Origin of the sequence: Stenotrophomonas sp. Sm10 (assembly GCF_030985515.1) — a bacterium.
GTDB lineage: Bacteria > Pseudomonadota > Gammaproteobacteria > Xanthomonadales > Xanthomonadaceae > Stenotrophomonas > Stenotrophomonas hibiscicola.
Genome location: NZ_JAPTFO010000014.1, coordinates 1 through 20107, shown reverse-complemented (window position 1 = coordinate 20107; position 20107 = coordinate 1). Strand labels below are relative to the sequence as shown.

Annotated in this window: 13 protein-coding genes and 1 pseudogene; 8 read left to right on the top strand and 6 right to left on the bottom strand. The window is 65.2% G+C overall.

What is annotated here, in order from left to right:
- Positions 1 to 52: 52 nt before the first annotated feature.
- The 4 genes from gyrB to dnaA all read right to left on the bottom strand — a co-directional run bounded on the left by gyrB (position 53) and on the right by dnaA (position 7406).
- Complete coding sequence (gene gyrB / locus O0J15_RS06215) at positions 53 to 2512, bottom strand: DNA topoisomerase (ATP-hydrolyzing) subunit B (RefSeq protein WP_155028721.1); 2460 nt, start codon at positions 2510 to 2512, stop codon at positions 53 to 55.
- Positions 2513 to 2624: 112 nt separating this feature from the next.
- Positions 2625 to 3719, bottom strand: a complete 1095-nt coding sequence (recF, locus tag O0J15_RS06210; protein ID WP_134732187.1) for a DNA replication/repair protein RecF — start codon at positions 3717 to 3719, stop codon at positions 2625 to 2627.
- A 979-nt stretch (positions 3720 to 4698) separates the two neighbouring features.
- Positions 4699 to 5799 carry a DNA polymerase III subunit beta gene (dnaN, locus tag O0J15_RS06205; protein ID WP_005411731.1) on the bottom strand — a complete coding sequence of 367 codons (1101 nt, stop codon included), beginning with the start codon at positions 5797 to 5799 and terminating at the stop codon, positions 4699 to 4701.
- A gap of 275 nt (positions 5800 to 6074) precedes the next feature.
- Positions 6075 to 7406, bottom strand: coding sequence for a chromosomal replication initiator protein DnaA (gene dnaA, locus O0J15_RS06200; protein WP_019658797.1), 1332 nt, complete (start codon positions 7404 to 7406; stop codon positions 6075 to 6077).
- 255 nt (positions 7407 to 7661) lie between these two features.
- On the opposite strand from dnaA, the gene rpmH reads away from it, so the two are divergent.
- The 6 genes and pseudogenes from rpmH to O0J15_RS06170 form a co-directional block, all read left to right on the top strand.
- Entirely contained in the window at positions 7662 to 7802 is a 141-nt protein-coding gene (rpmH, locus tag O0J15_RS06195; protein ID WP_005411729.1) for a 50S ribosomal protein L34, read from the top strand.
- Between the two features lie 5 nt (positions 7803 to 7807).
- The gene (gene rnpA, locus O0J15_RS06190) at positions 7808 to 8302 is read left to right on the top strand and encodes a ribonuclease P protein component (RefSeq protein WP_021203275.1); all 495 of its coding nucleotides are present in this window, start codon (positions 7808 to 7810) and stop codon (positions 8300 to 8302) included.
- Positions 8302 to 10017 carry a membrane protein insertase YidC gene (gene yidC / locus O0J15_RS06185; RefSeq protein ID WP_155030392.1) on the top strand — a complete coding sequence of 572 codons (1716 nt, stop codon included), beginning with the start codon at positions 8302 to 8304 and terminating at the stop codon, positions 10015 to 10017. Before rnpA ends, yidC begins: the two co-directional genes overlap by 1 nt.
- Positions 10018 to 10131: 114 nt before the next feature.
- A complete protein-coding gene (locus O0J15_RS06180; RefSeq protein ID WP_155030391.1) occupies positions 10132 to 12804 on the top strand; it encodes a polysaccharide deacetylase family protein in 2673 nt (890 codons plus the stop codon).
- 3 nt (positions 12805 to 12807) lie between these two features.
- Positions 12808 to 14157: a tRNA uridine-5-carboxymethylaminomethyl(34) synthesis GTPase MnmE gene (gene mnmE / locus O0J15_RS06175; protein WP_155030390.1), complete on the top strand. Its 1350-nt coding sequence runs from the start codon at positions 12808 to 12810 to the stop codon at positions 14155 to 14157.
- 137 nt (positions 14158 to 14294) lie between these two features.
- Positions 14295 to 15392 (top strand): annotated as a pseudogene (locus tag O0J15_RS06170) (glycerophosphodiester phosphodiesterase); the annotation flags it as partial.
- A gap of 10 nt (positions 15393 to 15402) precedes the next feature.
- Here O0J15_RS06170 and O0J15_RS06165 read toward each other — a convergent pair.
- A complete protein-coding gene (locus tag O0J15_RS06165) occupies positions 15403 to 16173 on the bottom strand; it encodes a rhomboid family intramembrane serine protease (RefSeq protein WP_021203280.1) in 771 nt (256 codons plus the stop codon).
- A gap of 93 nt (positions 16174 to 16266) precedes the next feature.
- Entirely contained in the window at positions 16267 to 17229 is a 963-nt protein-coding gene (locus O0J15_RS06160) for a TerC family protein (protein ID WP_019658790.1), read from the bottom strand.
- A gap of 293 nt (positions 17230 to 17522) precedes the next feature.
- Between O0J15_RS06160 and O0J15_RS06155 the strand changes: the two genes are divergently transcribed.
- Together O0J15_RS06155 and O0J15_RS06150 are read left to right on the top strand one after the other, a co-directional pair.
- Positions 17523 to 18692: a class I SAM-dependent rRNA methyltransferase gene (locus O0J15_RS06155; RefSeq protein ID WP_155030388.1), complete on the top strand. Its 1170-nt coding sequence runs from the start codon at positions 17523 to 17525 to the stop codon at positions 18690 to 18692.
- A gap of 138 nt (positions 18693 to 18830) precedes the next feature.
- Positions 18831 to 20072, top strand: coding sequence for a dipeptidase (locus O0J15_RS06150; protein ID WP_019658788.1), 1242 nt, complete (start codon positions 18831 to 18833; stop codon positions 20070 to 20072).
- Positions 20073 to 20107: the final 35 nt, after the last annotated feature.

The following is a 20107-nucleotide window of genomic DNA, read 5'->3' as shown; positions in this document are numbered from 1 at the left end:
AAGAGTCGAAAGCCGGCGCGCCTCCCCGCGCGCCGGCCGTGTCCGGATTGTGTCAGATATCCAGGTTTGCGACCTTCAGCGCATTGTCTTCGATGAAGTCGCGACGCGGTTCGACGACATCGCCCATCAGCGTGCTGAAGATCTGGTCGGCAGCGACAGCGTCTTCGATGCGCACCTGCAGCAGTCGGCGGGTCTCCGGATTCACCGTGGTGTCCCACAGCTGCTCCGGATTCATTTCACCCAGGCCCTTGAATCGCTGGATCTGGCGGCCGCGCTTGGCCTCCTCGAGCAGCCAGTTCTGTGCCTTGGCAAAGCTGTCCACTTCGATCGACTTGGCGCCGCGGGAAATGGTGGCGCCTTCGCGGATCAGGCCGTGCAGCAGCTTCGAGGCCTGATGGATCGCGCGCAGTTCGCCGCTTTCAAACGCCGACATCGGCAGCACCTGGACGTGCTGTTCGCCCATGTGGCGACGGGTCACCAGCACAGCGGCCGGGCGCTCGTCGTTGGCTTCCTGCAGTTCCAGCGTAAAACGCGGGCTGCCCAGGCTGCCCTGGTTGAGCCGCTTGGCAAGTGCATCCAGCCCTTCGCCTTCACCCGCACTGCGCAGGCTCTCCGGGTCCATCGGCACGAAATCGACCAGCGCTTCAAGCAGGTTGCGGTCGTAACGATGTGCGTTGCGCTCGATCGAATCCAGCGCGGCCGCGTAGGCCAGAAGCAGCTTCTCCAGCGCAAGGCCTTCGATGCCCGGTTCGCCGGTGGCCGGCACCAGCGTGGCGTTTTCCACCGCGCTGCTGGCCAGGTAGCTGTCCAGCGCCGGGTCGTCCTTCAGGTACAGCTCCTGCTTGCCCTGCTTGATCTTGTACAGCGGCGGCAGGCCGATGTAGACGTAACCGCGCTCGATCAGTTCCGGCATCTGACGGTAGAAGAACGTCAGCAGCAGGGTGCGGATGTGAGCGCCGTCGACGTCGGCGTCGGTCATGATGATGATCTTGTGGTAACGCAGCTTGTCCGGGTTGTACTCGTCGCGGCCGATGCCGGTGCCCAGCGCGGTGATCAGCGTACCGACCTGGTCGGAGGACAGCATGCGGTCGAAACGCGCGCGTTCCACGTTGAGGATCTTGCCGCGCAGCGGCAGCACTGCCTGGTTCTTGCGGTTGCGGCCCTGCTTGGCCGAACCACCTGCCGAGTCACCCTCGACGATGAACAGTTCGGACAGCGCCGGATCCTTTTCCTGGCAGTCGGCCAGCTTGCCCGGCAGGCCGGCGATATCCAGCGCGCCCTTGCGGCGGGTCAGGTCGCGGGCCTTGCGCGCGGCTTCACGCGCGCGCGCGGCGTCGACGATCTTGCCGGCGATCGCCTTGGCTTCGTTGGGGTTTTCCTGCAGGAACTCTTCCAGGCGCGCACCAAAGGCGTTTTCCACCGCCGGACGCACATCGGAACTGACCAGTTTTTCCTTGGTCTGGCTGGAGAAGCTCGGGTCCGGCACCTTCACCGACAGCACCGCGATCATGCCTTCGCGCATGTCGTCGCCGGTCAGGTTGATCTTGGCCTGCTTGGCGATGCCGTTCTGCTCGATGTAGTTGTTGAGCACGCGGGTCAACGCACCGCGGAAACCGGCCAGGTGGGTACCGCCGTCCTTCTGCGGAATGTTGTTGGTGAAGCAGTACATCGTCTCCTGGTAGGAGTCGGTCCACTGCAGCGCCACCTCCACGACGATGCCGTTGTGCTCGCCAGTGACCGAGATGACGTTCGGATGCAGCGGGGTCTTCAGCTGGGCCAGATGCTCCACGAAGCTGCGGATGCCGCCTTCGTAGTGGAAATCATCGCGACGGCCATCACCACGCTCGTCGGCAAGGACGATCTTGACGCCGGAGTTCAGGAACGACAGCTCGCGCAGGCGACGGGCCAGGATGTCGTAGTGGAATTCCACGTTGTCGTGGAAAGCGACGGTCGACGGCCAGAAGCGCACCGTGGTGCCGCGCTTGGTGGTGGTTTCCAGCTTGGCCAGCGCGGTCACGGCGGCGCCGTTGCTGAACTCCTGCTGGTAGTGGAACCCGTTCTGGAACACATCCACCACCAGCTTCTGCGACAGCGCGTTGACCACGCTGACGCCGACGCCGTGCAGGCCGCCGGAAACCTTGTAGCTGTTGTCGTCGAACTTGCCGCCTGCGTGCAGGACCGTCATCACCACTTCGGCAGCGGACACTTCGCGACCAAGCTTGGCGCTCATCTGCTCGTGCTTGCCGGTCGGAATGCCGCGGCCGTTGTCGGACACGGAGACCGAGCCATCGGCGTGGATGGTCACTGCAACGTGGTCGGCGTGGCCGGCCAGCGCCTCGTCGATCGAGTTGTCGACCACCTCGAACACCATGTGGTGCAGACCGGTACCGTCATGCACGTCACCGATGTACATGCCGGGACGCTTGCGGACAGCCTCCAGGCCTTCCAGGGCCGTAATGCTGTTGGCGTCGTAGTTGCCGTTGTTTGCCGGGGTGTTCTGTTCGTCGCTCATTGCGCTTGCCGTAGGCTCCGCAGGTCGGCCACCGCGTGGAGCGGTGTGCCGAGAATGAAAGGATTCCAACCCGAATTATACCAGCCGGGGTCGAGCGGCCCTGGTGTGCCCACTATGGCACAGCCACGATCTGTGCATGTTCCACGTGGAACCGGGCAATATGGGTCAGCTCCTGCAGCGCTGCCGGGGTTTCGGTGGCAGTGACAAAGATCTGTGCCGGTCCGCTGAGCAGGCGCTCCAGTACCCGCGCCTGGTGGGTCCGATCCAGCTCCGAAGCCAGATCGTCGAGGGCAATCACCGGCCACTCGCCGCGCTGCTCTGCGTAGTCCTCGGCCTGTGCCAGCAGGCACGCCAATGCCGTCAGCTTGGCCTGGCCGCGAGAGAGCGCGTCACGACCGGGAATGCTGTGGAAATCCACACTCCAATCGGCCCGGTGCGGCCCGACCGAGGTGTAACCGGCCTGGCGGTCACGTTCCCGTGCCAGAAGCAGGGCATCGGCCAGAGGAAGCTCATGCCGACGCCACCCCGCACTGAGTTCCAGGCCCTGGATGCCGAGCTGCGGCGCCAGGCTGGCAGCCAGCGCCACGGTGCGCTGCTGCAAGCGCTCCAGGTAGTGCTGGCGACGACTGGTCAGAGGCTCTCCGGCCTCCGCGAGCTCATGATCCCAGGTATCGAGCATCCGTGGCGGCCCGCCTTGCTTGAGCAGGGCGTTGCGCTGCTTCAGCGCACGCGAATAGCGGCGCCACAGGGACAGGAAATCAGGTTCCACGTGGAACAAGCCCCAATCGAGGAAACGGCGACGGGGTTCACCGCCTCCACTGACCAGCGCGTGGCTGCCGGGCTCGAACGTCACGACGGCCAGCGCTGCGCATAGATTGCCCAACTGGGCCACGTCCTCACCGTCCAATCGTCCCTTCCAGTCCTGGCCACTGTGGCGCAGGCCGGCCTTCCGGCGGTGCGGCGGGTGGTTCGCGCGTTGTTCGTCCCATTCGACGAAGATTTCCAGGGCTTCCTGGCCCTGGCGCACCAGACCATCGCGTACCCGGCCTCGGAAGCTCCGCCCATACGCCATCAGATGCAGGGCTTCGAGCACGCTGGTCTTGCCGGCACCGTTGTCACCGGTCAGCAGGTTCAATCCCGGCTGGGGCGACAGGTCCACCGCACTGAAGCGACGCAGTTGATGCAAGGCGAGGCGGCGGATCTGCATGGGGCGCGAAAGACCATCCGCACGAGGCGGTAGAGGGGCAGGGAATCCATCAGCTTACTGCATCGGTCAAGCCGGGCGCGGTGGCAGGCCGGTCGAGCCGAAGGTGCAGCTTCTGCACCCATCGATGGACGCGTTCCACGTGGAATGCGGATGACGCGCTCGCACGTTCCGGGCTGCAAAGGCCCGAAATTTCTTCAAATCTGCGCGAGGTTCCAGCGTGCAGGCCCTCGGATTTCGCCGATTTCGCGAGCACTGCAGGGCTACCCGCTGGACACCTCGCGGGTGGCTCCGACGGATGACCCCGCCGATTCCTTCAAATCTGCGATCCGATGCCTTGGAGGGTTCCACAGATTTCAAGAAATTCAGGACGCTCGTTCCACGCTGTCCACAGCAGGGATGTATGACTTATACACAAGGTATGGGCAATCTGTGGATAAAAAAGCCCTTTTGTTAAGCGCTCAAAACTATCCACAGGTTCCCCCCCAGCCCGAGGACCCTCTATACAAGGGGTTTCAGACTCATAAATCCCTTTAAAAACAAATAGATAATACATTTTTCCACGAAATCTGGCTCTACCATCACCACCACGCTTTAGATTTATACCCAGATTTAGAAGCTAGGATTTCCCCAAATTGCCCCCGAGCCGGTCTGTGGACAGTGCAGTTTGCAGAAGCGGAGGACCTCCTCCAGGAAGAGGATCTGCTGCTTCCAGCAGTGAAGATCAGGACAGCGAAGTGGGATATGCGAAGAACTCGCTGCCAGAACCCCAAAAACATGGAGCCCGACGAGCACTGCAAGGCGCCCCCCCGGGGTCCTGGATCCTGAGTTGCTTCGAGCAAGCGAGATCGAGTTGGTCTGGAGCCAAGCAGGGCGCGTCCGGACTTTCTCCGATCTGTTTCGACAATGCTCCACGTGGAACATAAAAAAACGCCCGGGAGGTGCCGGGCGCTTCTGGGTTCCACGTGAAACAGCGTTTCCGTCAGAGACGCAGCGGCATCACCACGTGGCGCGACTTCTCGCTGCTGGACTCACGCACCAGCGCCGAGGAGTTGGAGTCGCGCAGCTGGATGATCACTTCCTCGTCGCGCAGGGCGGAGAGGGCATCCAACAGGTAGTTCACGTTGAAGCCGATGGCCAGATCGCTGACCGTGGTGTCGGCCTCGATCTCTTCCTGGGCTTCTTCCTGTTCCGGATTGTGCGCGCTGATCTTCAGGTTGCCCGGCGAGACTTCCACGCGAATGCCGCGGTACTTCTCGTTGGACAGGATCGCAGCGCGCTGCAGCGAGGCACGCAGTGCTTCACGATCAACCTTCACTTCGCGGTCGGCGCCGATCGGGATCACCGCTTCGTAGTCCGGGAAACGGCCATCGATCAGCTTCGAAGTGAAGGTGACATCGTCGCGCTTGACGCGGACGTGGCTACGGCCAACTTCCAGCTCGATCTCGCGATCGCCGCTTTCCAGCAGGCGCTGCAGCTCGGTCACGCCCTTGCGCGGCACGATGATCTGGCGCTTGGAACCGCTGGGCTTGGCCAGGTCGGTTTCGCAAAGGGCCAGGCGATGACCGTCGGTGGCGACGGTGCGCAGCGCATCGCCGCGTAGGTCGAACAGCAGGCCGTTGAGGTAGTAGCGCACGTCCTGCTGGGCCATCGCGAACGCGGTGCGCTCGATCAGCTCCTTCAGGGTTGCTTCGCCGATGGCCACGCGCTCGGTGGCTTCCACCTCGTCCACCGACGGGAAGTCATTGGACGGCAGGGTGGCCAGGGTGAAGCGGCTGCGACCGGCCTGCACGGTGATCTTGTCACCGGTCTGCGAGACGGTGATCCGGCTGCCGTCGGGCAGGGCGCGGATGATCTCGAACAGTTTGCGGGCGGGAATGGTGGTTTCGCCGTCCTGGGCATCTTCAACCGCGATCCGCGACACCATCTCCACTTCCAGGTCGGTACCGGTCAGCGACAGCTGGCCGTTCTGCACCTGGACCAGGAAATTGGCCAGAACCGGAAGGGTCTGGCGGCGTTCGACCACGTTGACGACCTGTGCCAACGGCTTGAGAAAGGCTTCGCGCTGCAGTGTGAAACGCATGTGGTTCCGTGCCCCTATGCTTTAAAAAATGTGGAATAAATCAAAAGCTTGGTGGTGCTGGTAGAGACAGAATCGCTTGAAAACAACGCTAAGTCTTTGTAAATAAAAGAGTTTCTGGCCTCGAAACCCTCTGTATTACCGACCCCCAGAGGGTGGGGAAAGCTGTGGATAACTCCAGCGCGATTTCAAACGCCATTTTTATCCACAACGTGTCCCGCGCTTGCTACCGGATTCTGCACCGTTTTGTGCGATGACGCCTCATCGGCATCCGTGCATCATTCGCTCAGCTTCCGGATCAGCTTGTCCCAGTCCTCGCGGAGCTTGCCGTCGGTTTCCATCAGGGTCCGGATCTGGCGGCAGGCATGCAGCACCGTGGTGTGATCGCGACCGGCAAAGGCGTCGCCGATCTCGGGCAGGCTGTGCTCGGTCAGTTCCTTGGTCAGGGCCATGGCGACCTGGCGCGGGCGGGCCAGCGAGCGGGTTCGACGCTTCGACAGCAGATCCTTGATCTGCAGGCCGTAGTAGTCGGCAACGGTTTTCTGGATGTTGGGAATGCTGATCGCCTGCTGCTGGGCGCGCAGCAGGTCGCGCAGGGTTTCCTGGGCGAATTCGGTGGTGATCGCGCGGCCGGTGAAGTTGGCGCGGGCGGTCAGGGTATTGAGCGCACCTTCGAGGTCGCGCACGTTGGAGCGCATCTTCTTGGCGATCAGGAACGCAACATCATCGGGAATCTCGGCGCCACGTTCGCGCGCCTTGGCCAGCACGATCGCGGCGCGGGTCTCGAAGTCCGGCGGTTCGATCGCGACCGACAGGCCCCAGGCAAGCCGCGACTTCAGGCGCGCTTCCAGGCCTTCGACCTCGCGCGGATAGCGGTCGCAGGTCAGGATGATCTGCTGCTTGCCATCGAACAACGCGTTGAAGGTGTGGAAGAACTCTTCCTGGGTGCGGTCCTTGCCGGCGAAGAACTGGATGTCATCGATCAGCAGCGCGTCGACCTGCTGGAACTGGCGCTTGAACTGATCCATGGTCTTTTCCTGCAGGGCCCGGATCATCGCGCTGAAGAACTGTTCCGAACGCAGGTACAGCACCTTCGCGCCCGGATTGGCCTGGCGCATGGCGTTGCCGGCGGCGAACATCAGGTGGGTCTTGCCCAGGCCGGTGCCTCCGTACAGCAGCAGCGGGTTGTGCGCGCGGTCGCCCGGCTTCTGCGCTGCCTGGAAGGCGGCGGCCAGGCCCAGCTGGTTGCTGCGGCCTTCGACGAAGTTGGCGAAGGTGTAGTGATTGTCCAGATTGCCGGCAAACGGCACCTGCGGTTCGCTGGACACAGGCGCCGACGACGTGGAAACCGGCGCGTTCTGCGTCTCCACAGGGCGCGGGCGCGAGCCGATTTCAAGAAAAACGTCGCTGAAACCGGCGAAGTGAGCCAGCAGTTCGCGGATCCGGGCCAGGTACAGCTCGCGGACCTGGTCGACGATGAAGGCATTTGGTGCATACAGCACCAGGCTGTCCACGCGCAGATCGGCCTGCAGCGGCTTCAACCAGGTATGAACGTCTTCCGGCGGGAACTCCGCTTCGAGGCGCTCGAGACTACGGGACCAGGCATCCATCAGCAATAATCGTCCGGTGGCCGGTGCATGGACGCGACAAGGCGCCCAGACACAGGCCGGAAAGGGGGGAAATGGATGGCTCAGACTACCACCGAGCGCCCGCCTTCGGAATGCTTGTCCCCTACTTATTCACAAAAACATCCACAGCTATTGCACAGCCCGGTGAATTCGCGTAGTCCCCAGGGGTTGACGTGAGGGGGGAGACCTCTCTAGAATTTCCGGTTCTTTCCGTCCCATTCATACGAGAGGCCCCCAATGGCCACGAAGCGCACCTACCAGCCCAGCAACCTCAAGCGTAAGCGCGACCACGGCTTCCGTGCCCGTATGAAGACCGCTGACGGCCGCAAGATCCTGTCGCGTCGCCGCGCCAAGGGCCGCAAAGTCCTGAGCGCCTGATTGCCATGCCGCACATCGCGGCAGACGCAATCCCTTCGACAGTGAATACTGCAGACCCGCGCAAGCGATTCCCTCGCTCTGCGCGGGTTCGCACGCGTGCCGAATACTCAACGGTCTTCAACGGCGCCCGCCGTGTGTCCGATCCGCTGATGACCCTGCACTGGCTGCCGGCTGACCGGCCGGCCAGGCTGGGTCTGGCGGTTTCCCGCAAGGTCGATCCGAACGCCGTCGGGCGTAACCGGATCAAGCGCGTCCTGCGCGACATCCTGCGTCAGACACGTACCGACATCCAGCCAGGCGACTTTGTCGTCGTGGCTCGTAGTGCTGCGCGTTCCGCCAGCAACGACGAGATCCGCCAGGCCTTCCTGCGCCTGCTGCGTCGCCTGCGTGCATTGCCCACGCCGGGCGTGGACGGCACAATGCCGCCGCCTGATGGCATCGCAACTCCTTCTTTGACCGAGCCGGCATCGCGTCCCGGCCCCGCCGAGCCTGTCCGCTGATGAACCAGACCCGCGTATTCCTCATTTTTGCCTGGCTGATGGTGGCCGTGCTGCTGTGGATGGAGTGGAGCCGTGAAAAGGCTGCTCCGACCCCGGCACCAACCACCTCATCGGCCCCGGCCGCCGCACAGAGTGTTCCGGGCGCGAACCCCGGCGCCATCCCCAGCGCCCAGGTGCCGGGCGCCCCCGGCCAGGCCGCCGCACAGGCCCAGGCCAGCGCTACCCCGGCCAGCCAGCGCGTGACGGTCACCACCGACGTGCTGCGCCTGGTGCTCGACGGCGGCCGCGTGCTCGACGCCGAGCTGCTGCAGTTCCCGCAGACCAAGGACGAAGGCAGTCCGCCGGTCCGCCTGCTGACCGAAGACCCCGCCCACCCCTACAGCGCGATCAGTGGCTGGGCCAGCGAAGACAAGAACACCCCGGTTCCCGGCGCCGACGGCTTCAAGCTGGTGGGTGACACCACCGACTTCGTGCTGGCCAAAGGCCAGAACGAACTGCAGATCCCGTTCGTGTGGACCGCCGACAACGGCGTGACCATCAAGCGCACCCTGACCGTCTCGCGCAACGAGTACGCCGTGCGCTTCAAGGACGAAGTCAGCAACGCCGGCACCGCGCCGTGGAACGGCTACGTCTACCGCACCCTGGACCGCACCCCGACCATCCTGTCGCGGAGCATGACCAACCCGGATTCCTTCAGCTTCAACGGTGCCACCTGGTACGACAATGACAAGAAGTACCAGCGTCGTGCGTTCAAGGACTACCTGGAAGACGGCACGCTGAACCAGAACATCACCGGCGGCTGGCTGGCGATGCTGCAGCACCACTTCTTCACCGCCTGGATCCCGCAGAAGGACCAGACCGCACACTACGTGCTCTCGCAGGTGGCCGGTCGTGACCTGATCGAAGCGCGTGGCCCGGCCTTCACCGTGGCGCCGGGCCAGTCGACCAGCACCGAAGCCCGCCTGTGGGTCGGCCCGAAGCTGGTCAACCTGATCGCCAAGGAAGATGTGCCGGGCCTGGACCGCGTGGTCGACTACAGCCGCTTCTCGATGATGGCGGTGATCGGCCAGGGCCTGTTCTGGGTGCTCAACCAGGTGCACAAGCTGGTCGGGAACTGGGGCTGGGCGATCGTCGGGCTGGTGGTGCTGCTGAAGCTGGTGCTGTACCCGCTGTCGGCAACCCAGTACAAGAGCGGCGCCAAGATGCGTCGTTTCCAGCCGCGCATCGCGCAGCTGAAGGAACGCTATGGCGATGACCGCCAGAAGTTCCAGACCGCGATGATGGAGCTGTACAAGAAGGAAAAGATCAATCCGATGGGCGGCTGCCTGCCGATCCTCATCCAGATGCCGATCTTCTTCGCCCTGTACTGGGTGCTGGTGGAATCGGTCGAACTGCGCCAGGCGCCCTGGTTCGGCTGGATCCAGGACCTGACCGCACGCGACCCGTACTTCATCCTGCCGGTCATCAACGTGGCAGTGATGTGGTTCACCCAGAAGCTGACCCCGGCACCGGGCATGGACCCGATGCAGCAGAAGATGATGCAGTTCATGCCGCTGGTGTTCGGCGTCATGATGGCCTTCATGCCGTCCGGCCTGGTCCTGTACTGGGTGGTCAACGGCGGCCTGGGCCTGCTGCAGCAGTGGTGGATGACCAAGCGCCATGGCGGCGAGCCGGTCCCGGCCACCACCGCTCCGGCCCCGGTCAAGAAGAAGTAATCGGTAGAGCCGGCCGCTGGCCGGCTGACCCAGCAAAAGCCCGCCGCAAGGCGGGCTTTTCGCATGCGGCGGTAGAATCGCCGGCACATCGTCCCTCCCGCCCTCGAGTCCGCCATGTCGCGTGCGTCGTCGTTCCGCCTGTTCCTGCCCTCGCTGTTGTTGACCCTGGTCGTTGCCGGTTGTGGCGACAAGGATGCGAAGGCGCCGGCGACCACCGTCACCCAGGCGAGCGCGCAGGCCGCGGCCGCCGCCGATCCCGCGGCCGCACCGATGCTGGTGGCCCTGCAGAAACAGCTCGACGGTTACCGCCGGATCATCGTGCTGCTGGCAGACGAGGAACAGCAGTCGGCCGCCGACCGCGGCACCTCCACGCGTGTGGGCCAGCAGCTGTTCCACGATGGCCTGGAACAGCGCACGGCGATCGCCGCGCAGTTCGACACCCTGCTGCGCGGCTCCAGCCCGCAGCGCTTCGCCACCCTCGGCACCGTGCTGGACTACATCGAGTCGGCGCCGGAACTGTTCGACGCCGACCGCCTGGCCTTTCGCGAAGTACTGCGTGATCTGCATGAGCGGGTCAGCACCGATTCCTCGCTGCCGGCGGTGAAGCTGCACCAGCGCATCGGCGAGGACCTGGAGGCGCTCGATGAGATCGAGCGCAACTACAACCAGGAACTGACCCGCATCTTCAGCCGCTTCGAGCGCACCCGCGCCATCGCGCTGAAGCGCGAGAAGTGGGAGGACTACATCGCCCACCTGCACAAGGACTACAGCCGCGAAGCGATCCTGCGCGACTACGGCGTGATCGAGCCGTACCCGATGTCGATGAAGGACAGCGACCGCGAGATCTTCGGCCGCGACCTGCCGGCCAAGACCGTGGTGCTGACTTTCGACGACGGTCCGCACAAGGCCTATACCGATGAAGTGGTGGCCATCCTCAAGCGCTATGACGTGCCGGGTGTCTTCTTCGAAGTGGGCCGCAACCTGGGCAAGGTCGAGGCCGACGGCAAGGTCAGCCTCGGCCCGATGGCGAAGATCAGCCGCAACCTGATGGAAGAAGGCTATGCGGTCGGCAACCACAGCCTGACCCACGCCCAACTGTCGCGCACCACCGGTGACGCGCTGCGCCAGCAGGTGCTCGACACCGACACGCTGCTGAAGGATGTCGACAGCAAGCGCGCGCCGCTGTTCCGCTTCCCCTATGGCGCGCGCAACGCCGAAGGCCTGCAGCTGCTCAACGAGGCCGGACTGAAGTCGATCATGTGGAACATCGATTCGATGGACTGGGCCGACCCGGTGCCGGAATCGATCGTGCAGCGCGTGCTGGACCAGGTGAACAAGGAACAGCGCGGCATCATCCTGTTCCACGACATCCACGATCGTGCGGTAAAGGCACTGCCGCAGATCCTCGACCGGCTGATCGCCGATGGCTACCAGTTCGCCGGCTGGAACGGCCGCGACTTCACCGTCGCCCGTGCGCGCAAGGGCGATACCGGTGCCGCGACCGTCACCACCGGCTACGAGAAGTCGTGGGCGATCGTGGTCGGCATCGACAACTACGCCAAGTGGCCGAAGCTGGAATACGCCAGCCACGACGCGCAGGCGGTGGCCGATACCCTGACCGGGCAGTTCGGCTTCCCGTCCTCGCAGGTGATCGTGCTGAAGAACGAGCAGGCCACCCGAAACAACATCCTGGCCGCCTTCCACGACCGCCTGGCCGATGACCGCACTGGCAGGAACGACCGCGTGTTCGTGTTCTTCGCCGGCCACGGCGCGACCCGCCAGCTCGCCTCAGGGCGCGACCTCGGCTACATCATCCCGGTTGATTCGGACCCGAAGGAATTCGCTACCGATGCCATCGCGATGACCGATATCCAGAACATCGCCGAGAGCATGCAGGCCAAGCACGTGATGTTCGTGATGGATGCCTGCTACAGCGGCCTGGGCCTGACCCGTGGCGGCCCGTCGTCGTCGTCGTTCCTGCGCGAGAACGCGCGTCGCAGCGCGCGGCAGATGCTGACCGCCGGTGGCGCCGACCAGCAGGTGGCCGATGCCGGCCCCAACGGCCACTCGGTGTTCACCTGGGTGCTGCTGCAGGCGCTGGCCGGCAAGGGTGACCTCAACGGCGACGGCCTGATCACCGGTACCGAGCTGGCCGCCTACGTGGCGCCGGCCGTATCGGCGGTCTCGCACCAGACCCCGGCCTTCGGCAGCCTGCCCGGTTCGCAGGGCGGCGAGTTCGTGTTCCAGGTGCCGGACAGCCAGGAATTCCTCAATGCCGATACGCGCCAGCTGACCGCCGATGCAATCGCACTGAACAACAAGGTGGATGCCGCCAGCGAGGCCAAGGGCAGCCAGGCGCCGGTGACGGTGGCTGACCTGCAGGGCGGCAAGGCCAAGCTGGTAGTGCCCTCCGCCGGCCCGGCGTCCGACCGCCAGCGCGCGCAGCAGGCCAACGACCGTGGCCTTCAGCTGTACCGCGAGAAGCAGTACGACGAGGCAGTCGCGCAGTTCACCGAAGCACTGAAGCTGCGTCCGGACTTTGCCCAGGCCGCCAACAACCTCGGTTTCGTCTACTACCGCCAGCAGCGCTATGCCGAAGCGGCGCGCTGGCTGGAGAACACGCTGAAGATCGACCCATCGCGCGCCGTGGCCTATCTCAACCTGGGTGATGCCTACTTCAACGCCGGCGACAAGGCCAAGGCGAAGCAGGCCTACACCACCTACCTGGCGCTGCAGCCGCAGGGCAGCGGTGCCGCGCAGGCACGCACGCAGCTGGAGAAGCTCTGAGCCATGAACGACGCGATCCGCACCGACACCATTGTGGCCATCGCCAGTGCCCCCGGCGCGGGTGGTGTCGGCCTGTTGCGCCTGTCCGGTCCGCGCGCTGCGGCGATTGCCAATGCGCTGGGGGCGCCCGCGCTGCGGCCGCGCCACGCGCACTACGCGCGCCTGCGTGATGCCGACGGCGAGGTCATCGACGATGGCATCGTGCTGTGGTTCCCGGCACCGAACAGCTTCACCGGCGAAGAGGTGGTGGAACTGCAGGGCCACGGCAGTCCGGTGCTGCTGCAGCAACTGGTCGCGCGCTGCATCGCGCTCGGCGCGCGCCAGGCGCGGCCTGGCGAGTTCAGCGAACGCGCGTTCCTCAACGGCAAGCTCGACCTGGCCCAGGCTGAGGCCATCGCTGACCTGATCGCCGCCGGCGACAACCGTGCCGCACGCGCTGCACGACGCTCGCTGGATGGCGTGTTCTCGCGCCGCATCGAGGCCGTGGTCGATCAGCTGGTGCTGCTGCGCATCCACGTGGAAGCGGCCATCGACTTTGCCGACGAACCGCTGGATACGCTTGGTGGCGCACAGGTGCGGCGCGGGCTGGAACAGGCGCGCAGCGACTTGGCCCTGCTGCGCCGCGATGCCGAACGCGGTCGCCGCCTGCGCGATGGCCTGCATGCGGTGCTGGTCGGTCCGCCCAATGCCGGAAAGAGCTCATTGCTCAATGCGCTGGCCGGCAGTGAACGCGCCATCGTCACCGACATCGCCGGCACCACCCGCGACACGCTTCGCGAGACGATCCGCCTGGACGGGCTGGAACTGACCCTGGTCGATACCGCTGGCCTGCGCGACGGCGGCGACGCCATCGAACGCGAAGGCATGCGCCGCGCCCATGTGGAAATCGAGCGCACCGACCTGGCGCTGATCGTGCTGGATGCGCGCGATCCGGCGACCGGCGAAGCGGCGCTGGGCGAGGCCGTGGCAGCGGTGCCGCACAAGGTCTACATCCACAACAAGTCGGACCTGCTGGATGCGCTGCCGATGCTGGACGACCCGGACCGTGTGTTCGTCTCGGCTGCGACCGGTGCCGGCCTGGAGGATCTGCACGCGCGCCTGCGTTTGATCGCTTCGGCCGGGGCAGGGGAGCAGGCGGATGGCGAGTTCTCCGCGCGCACGCGGCATGTGGATGCAATCGAGCGTGCGCAGGAGCACGCGCAGCGCGCCGACGGCGAGCTGGCGCACGAGCACCTGGAGCTGGCCGCCGAGGAACTGCGGCTGGCGCATGACGCGCTGGGCGAGATCACCGGGCAGATGAGTGCGGATGATCTGCTGGGAAGGATCTTCTCCAGTTTCTGCATCGGCAAGTAACTGTAGAGCCGAGCCCATGCTCGGCTGCTCTACCCGTCAGCCGAGCATGGGCTCGGCTCTACAGGTGCGGGCTTCCCCCACCTGTCACATTGCCGCCGCATACTGACGGCCATCACATACCGCTTGGGGAAGTCGCAGTGAAGTCGTGGGGTTGTGCGTTGCTGTTGTCGCTGGCCGTGGCACCATCGGTGGCCATGAGTGCTGAATCCTCCACCTCGGCCGCGCACAAGGTGTCGGTCTATGGCCATCGCGGGGCGAGCGCGTTGCTACCCGAGCACACCCTGGCCGCCTATGCGCAGGCGATCGCCGATGGCGCCGACTACATCGAGCCGGACCTGGTGATGACCAGGGACGGAATGATGGTGGCCCGCCACGAGAACGAGATCAGCGGCACCACTGATGTGGCCTCGCATCCGGAGTTCGCCAGCCGCCGCACCAGCAAGGTCATCGACGGGCAGAAGGTCGACGGCTGGTTCACCGAAGACTTCACCCTGGCCGAGCTGAAGACCCTGTACGCGCGCGAGCGCCTGCCGGAACTGCGCAGCACCGCCTATGACGGCCAGTTCCGCATCGCCAGCCTGGACGAGATCCTGGCCTTCCTGGTGCAGCAGGCCGGGCGTGCCAACCGTGGCATCGGCCTGGTGCCGGAGATCAAGCACCCGACCTACTTCCAGTCGATCGGCCTGCCGATGGAAGACAAGCTGCTGGCCGCGCTGCGCGGCAACGCCTATACCAACGTCGGCCCGGTCACCATCCAGTCGTTCGAGACCGCCAACCTGCGCTACCTGCGCGGCAAGATCCCGCGCGGCAGCAACATCCGCCTGCTGCAACTGCTGTGGAAGGGCGGCACCCAGCCGGCCGACATCGCCAAGGCCGGTGGCACGCTGACCTACGCGCAGATGATGACCCCGGCCGGACTGAAGGACATCGCCAGCTACGCCGACGGCATCGGCCCGGAACTGCGCTCGATCATTCCGCTGGATGCCAAGGGCGCGCTGAGCACTCCGACCACGCTGGTACAGGACGCACATGCAGTGGGGCTGATGGTGATTCCGTACACCTTCCGTCCGGAGAACCACTTCCAGGCCAGCAACCTGCGCAAGGGCGCCGACACCGCGCGCAATCCCGAAGGTTCGATTGCCGAGATGCACGCCTATCTGGCGACCGGCATCGATGCGTTCTTCACCGATGATCCGGCGCTGGGCCGGCAGGCGGTGGATGGCATGGGCGCGGCGGCCCCTCGCTTCAACCGCGCGGTTCGTCCGGCCGGCGGAACGGAATCACCACGTAGTCCTGGCCCTCGCGCGGCTGCCACAGCACCGGCACGCGCTGTGGCGACGGCGGCTCCAGCTCGTCGTCGGCCAGCGGTTCTGCCTCGTCTTCTTCGTCTTCCCAGCTGTAGCGCGGGCGCGGCGGCAGCGGGTCGGCGTTGCGGAACAGCAGCGCGGCGATGATGCCGGCGAAGGCGCCGCCCATGTGCGACTGCCAGGACACGCCATCGGCGTGTGGCAGGATGGTCATCAGCATGCCGCCGTAGAACAGCATGCCGATCAGGCCGGTGGCGATGGCGGTGCGGTCGCGGCGCAGCAGGCCCAGGCTGGCCAGCAGGAACATCAGGCCGTGGGTCACGCCGCTGGCGCCCAGGTGCACGCTGCCCGGATTGCCCAGCATCCACGCGCCGATGCCCGAGCCCAGCCACAGCAGGGGCAGGGCGCGTACGGTTGCTTTCGGGTAGACACTTCCAGCCAGCGTGCCCAGGATCAGGATCGCGATGCTGTTGGCGGCGATATGCTCGACCGAGGCATGCAGCATCGGCCCACCGATCAGGCCAAGCAGGCCCTTGGCTTCCAGCGGTGCGACCGCCCACGGCCGCCAGTCGAAGGTGCCCTGCAGGGCGAACACGGCCACCAGCACCAGCACAGCGGCAAGGCTGAGATTGAACGCCCGCAGGATGCGCGAGCGGTCATCGCGAGGGGCCGGCACGTCGCCGGCGGGCAGGGGCGCGTTGTTGTCCATACCTCAGCAATGGCGGTGACTGGCGCGAAACCAAGGCCACCGCTGCGGGAGAGTGGGTGCGGCCGGCGGGACAATCCCGCCGGCCGGCCATGATCAGGCGTGGCCGGAGCCTTCCTTCGGCGGGTACTTCAGGCTCAGTACCACGGTGGCGGCGATGATGACCGCGACCACGCCCAGCGACACCGGGGTCGGGATCTTGAACAGGTCGATGATCATCATCTTGATGCCGATGAAGCCCAGCACCAGCGCCAGGCCATACGGCAGCAGGTGGAAGCGGTCGGCCATGCCGGCCAGCAGGAAGAACATCGCGCGCAGGCCCAGCACCGCGAACACGTTGGAGGTGAGCACGATGAACGGGTCCGTGGTGATCGCGAAGATCGCCGGGATGCTGTCCACCGCGAAGATCACGTCGGTGACCGCGATCAGGATCAGCACCGCGAACAGCGGGGTGAACCAGCGCACGCCGTCGCGCTTCACGCTCAGCGCGTTGCCGGCGTAGTCCGGCAGCAGGCGCAGGTGCTTGCGCATCCAGCGCAGGGCCGGGTTGGTCTCCAGGTCCGGCTCCTGGCCGGCGGCAAACCACATTTTCCAACCGGTGAAGAGCAGGAAAGCACCGAATACGTAGAGCAGCCAATGGAACTGGCTGATCAGCACGCTGCCGGCGAAGATCATGATCGTACGCAGCACGATCGCACCCAGAATGCCGATGATCAGCACCTTCTGGCGCTGCTCATCCGGCACCGCGAAGTAGCTCATGATCATCAGGAACACGAAGATGTTGTCGACCGCCAGCGCCTTCTCGACCAGGTAGCCGGTCAGGAATTCGAGGCCGACCTTGTTCGCTACCACCTGGCCGGCGGTCTCATTCAGGTAGTACCAGAGGCCGGCATTGAACAGCAGGGCCAGCGCGACCCAGCCGATGGACCACCACAGGGCCTCCTTGAAGGTGACCTTGTGCGGTCCACCATGGCGCATCAACACGAGGTCGACCAGCAGGGCGATGACCACCACCGCTGCGAAGCCGCCCCACAACCACACGTTACCGATCGTCTGCATTGGGAATGTCCGTTGGAAAGATGAATGCCAGGCCGGACGGCGAGGATCTGCAACGGAGGATCGGGAGGGGGATCCAGGGACAGAGCTTCGCCAGTACGGCGAAGGTCTCGCTCGCAGTTCCAGTCGGCTGGAACTGCCGTTGCACCGGAGCCTGCGGGCTCGAAATGACGGCGACAACGTCTGGGAGCTACTCCCCTTCTGCTGCCGATTCTGCGGCCTGGCCGGGCCGCCGTCAAATGCCGCGCCGGGCCCTGGATTTCCGGCCCCCGGTGCCCCCCGGCTACAATGACCGGATGAATACCCCCCTTCCGATTGTCCGCCTCAAGAATGCGTGGCGTTCCAGCCACCCGTGGATCTTCCAGAAACTGGTCGAGAAGCCGACCGTCCGGCCCAAGCCCGGTTCCATCGTCGACGTGGTCGGCATCGATGGCGAGTTCATTGGCCGCGGGTTCTACAACGGGCACTCGCGCATTGCCGTGCGCATCCTTGAGACCGACCAGAACGTGCCGGTCGATGCCGGCTGGTTCTCGCGCAAGATCGCCCAGGCGGTGTCGCTGCGCCGTGAGGTGCTGAACCTCGACGCGGTCTCCGACGCCTGGCGCGTGGTGCACAGCGAAGGCGACGGCCTGTCCGGCCTGGTGGTGGATCGCTACGGCGACCTGGTGGTGGTCGAGTTCTTCGCCGCCGGCATGTTCCGCCACCGCGAATGGATCTACGACGCCCTGCGCGAGCAGTTCCCGGGCTGCCGTTTCCACAGCTTCGCCGACGAACACGTGCAGAAGCAGGAGAGCTTCGACTTCCACGGCAACACCACCACCGACGCGGCGGTGATCACCGAGTACGGCATCAAGTTCCGCGCCGACCCGGCCGGTGCACACAAGACCGGCTTCTTCGCCGACCAGCGCGAGAACCGCGAGTGGCTGAGCCAGCAGGTGGAAGGCAAGAGCGTTCTGGACCTGTGCTGCAACACCGGTGGCTTCGCCGTGTACGCAGCAGCGCGTGGTGCCTCGGAAGTGGTCGGCATCGACATTGATGAGGACGTCATCCAGATCGCCAAGGGCAATTCGCGCCTGAACAACGTGCGCCCGAAGTTCATCCAGTCCGATATCTTCCCGTGGCTGCGCGACGCCGCCAACCGCGGTGAGCAGTACGACGTGGTGATCCTGGACCCGGCGAAGATGACCCGCGACCGCGACCAGGTCATCACCGCACTGAAGAAGTACCTGGACATGAACAAGCTGGCGCTTGGCGTGGTGAAGCCGGGCGGCCTGTTCGCCACGTTTTCCTGCACCGGCCTGGTGGCCGAGGACCAGTTCCTCGACATGCTGCGCCGCGCGGCCTATTTCTCCGGCCGCACGATCCAGATCCTGAAGGTCGCCGGCGCCGGCCCGGACCATCCGTTCATGGCCCACGTGCAGGAATCGCGTTACCTGAAGGCCGTGTTCTGCCGCGTGGTGGATTGACCGCGTGACGCTGTAGAGCCGAGCCCATGCTCGGCTGATCTGCCTGACAGCCTCAAGATCCGCCGGGCGTGGCCCGGCGCTACCCAATGCGCGGCCGCAGCGCTATGGTCGGGCTCTTCCCAACACCGGTGAGAGCCCATGCCATCGTTGCGCCACCTGTCCTTCGTGCTTGCCGTGGCGCTGTGCGCGCCACTGTCCGCCCACGCCATCGAGTTCAGCACGCAGGAGCTGGCCCGCGCCAAGGCCCTGCAGCAGCGCCTGGTCACGCTCGACAGCCATCTGGATACGCCGGCCAATTTCGGCCGCACCGGCTTCGACATCGAACAGCGCCACGACCGCAACGCACTCTCGCAGGTGGACTACCCGCGCATGGTCGAAGGCGCGCTGGACGGCGGGTTCTGGGCGATCTACACCGACCAGGGCGACCGCAGCCCCGCCGCTCACCTGGCCGAACGTGACCACGGGTTGCAGCGGTTGCTGGAAATACGCGAGATGCTGGCCGCCAACCCCGAGCGGTTCGCGCTGGCACTGACCGCCGATGACGCGGCGCGGATCAAGGCGGCCGGCAAGCGTGTGGTCTACATCAGCATGGAAAACGCCAGCCCGCTGGTGGCCGATCCCAGCCTGCTCTCGTTCTACCACCGCGCCGGCCTGCGCCTGCTCAGCACCGTGCACTTTGCCAACAACGAGTTCGCCGATTCGGCCACCGATCCCAAGGGTGCGGAATGGAAAGGACTTAGCCCGGCCGGCAAGGAGCTGGTGCGGCAGGCGGTGAAGCTGGGCATCGTGATCGACCAGTCACATGCATCGGATGCGGTGTTCGACGATCTGCTGGCAATGATGCCGGTACCATTCGTGCTGTCGCACAGCTCGGCCAAGGCGGTCTACGACCACCCGCGCAATCTCGACGACGCGCGCCTGCGCAAGCTGGCCAAAGCCGGCGGCGTGATCCAGGTGAACGCCTATGGCGGCTACCTGATCGACACCGCGAAGACGCCCGAGCGCAAACAGGCCGAGGAAGCGCTGAGCAAGCAGCTGGGCGGCTGGGAAGGCATGGGCATCGAACAAGGCGTTGCCCTGCTGAAGGCCGAACAGGCACTGGACCACGAGCACCCGGTGCGGCACGCCAGCCTGGACGACTTCTTCGCCCACTTCGACCACATCCTCACGGTGGTCGGCCCTGAGCACGCGGGCATCGGCCTGGACTGGGATGGTGGTGGCGGACTGAGTGACCTGCCCGATGTCAGCCAGCTGCCGAAGATCACCGCGTGGCTGCTGCGCAAGGGCTATACCGAGAAGCAGATCGCCGGCATCTGGGGCGGCAACCTGCTGCGGGTGATGCGCCAGGCGCAGGACTACGCCGCAAAGCAGGGCGGTTGAAACGCCCTGCGGTGGTGCCGGCCAGCGGCCGGCAC

What these genes read in the sequence shown, in the direction of transcription:
- rnpA (WP_021203275.1), top strand. Translation starts at nt 7,808, where the DNA reads ATGCCGCACATCGCGGCAGACGCAATCCCTTCGACAGTGAATACTGCA.
- dnaN (WP_005411731.1), bottom strand. Translation starts at nt 5,799, where the DNA reads ATGCGTTTCACACTGCAGCGCGAAGCCTTTCTCAAGCCGTTGGCACAG.
- O0J15_RS06180 (WP_155030391.1), top strand. Translation starts at nt 10,132, where the DNA reads ATGTCGCGTGCGTCGTCGTTCCGCCTGTTCCTGCCCTCGCTGTTGTTG.
- rpmH (WP_005411729.1), top strand. Translation starts at nt 7,662, where the DNA reads ATGGCCACGAAGCGCACCTACCAGCCCAGCAACCTCAAGCGTAAGCGC.
- mnmE (WP_155030390.1), top strand. Translation starts at nt 12,808, where the DNA reads ATGAACGACGCGATCCGCACCGACACCATTGTGGCCATCGCCAGTGCC.
- O0J15_RS06150 (WP_019658788.1), top strand. Translation starts at nt 18,831, where the DNA reads ATGCCATCGTTGCGCCACCTGTCCTTCGTGCTTGCCGTGGCGCTGTGC.
- yidC (WP_155030392.1), top strand. Translation starts at nt 8,302, where the DNA reads ATGAACCAGACCCGCGTATTCCTCATTTTTGCCTGGCTGATGGTGGCC.
- dnaA (WP_019658797.1), bottom strand. Translation starts at nt 7,406, where the DNA reads ATGGATGCCTGGTCCCGTAGTCTCGAGCGCCTCGAAGCGGAGTTCCCG.
- O0J15_RS06160 (WP_019658790.1), bottom strand. Translation starts at nt 17,229, where the DNA reads ATGCAGACGATCGGTAACGTGTGGTTGTGGGGCGGCTTCGCAGCGGTG.
- recF (WP_134732187.1), bottom strand. Translation starts at nt 3,719, where the DNA reads ATGCAGATCCGCCGCCTCGCCTTGCATCAACTGCGTCGCTTCAGTGCG.
- O0J15_RS06155 (WP_155030388.1), top strand. Translation starts at nt 17,523, where the DNA reads ATGAATACCCCCCTTCCGATTGTCCGCCTCAAGAATGCGTGGCGTTCC.
- O0J15_RS06165 (WP_021203280.1), bottom strand. Translation starts at nt 16,173, where the DNA reads ATGGACAACAACGCGCCCCTGCCCGCCGGCGACGTGCCGGCCCCTCGC.
- gyrB (WP_155028721.1), bottom strand. Translation starts at nt 2,512, where the DNA reads ATGAGCGACGAACAGAACACCCCGGCAAACAACGGCAACTACGACGCC.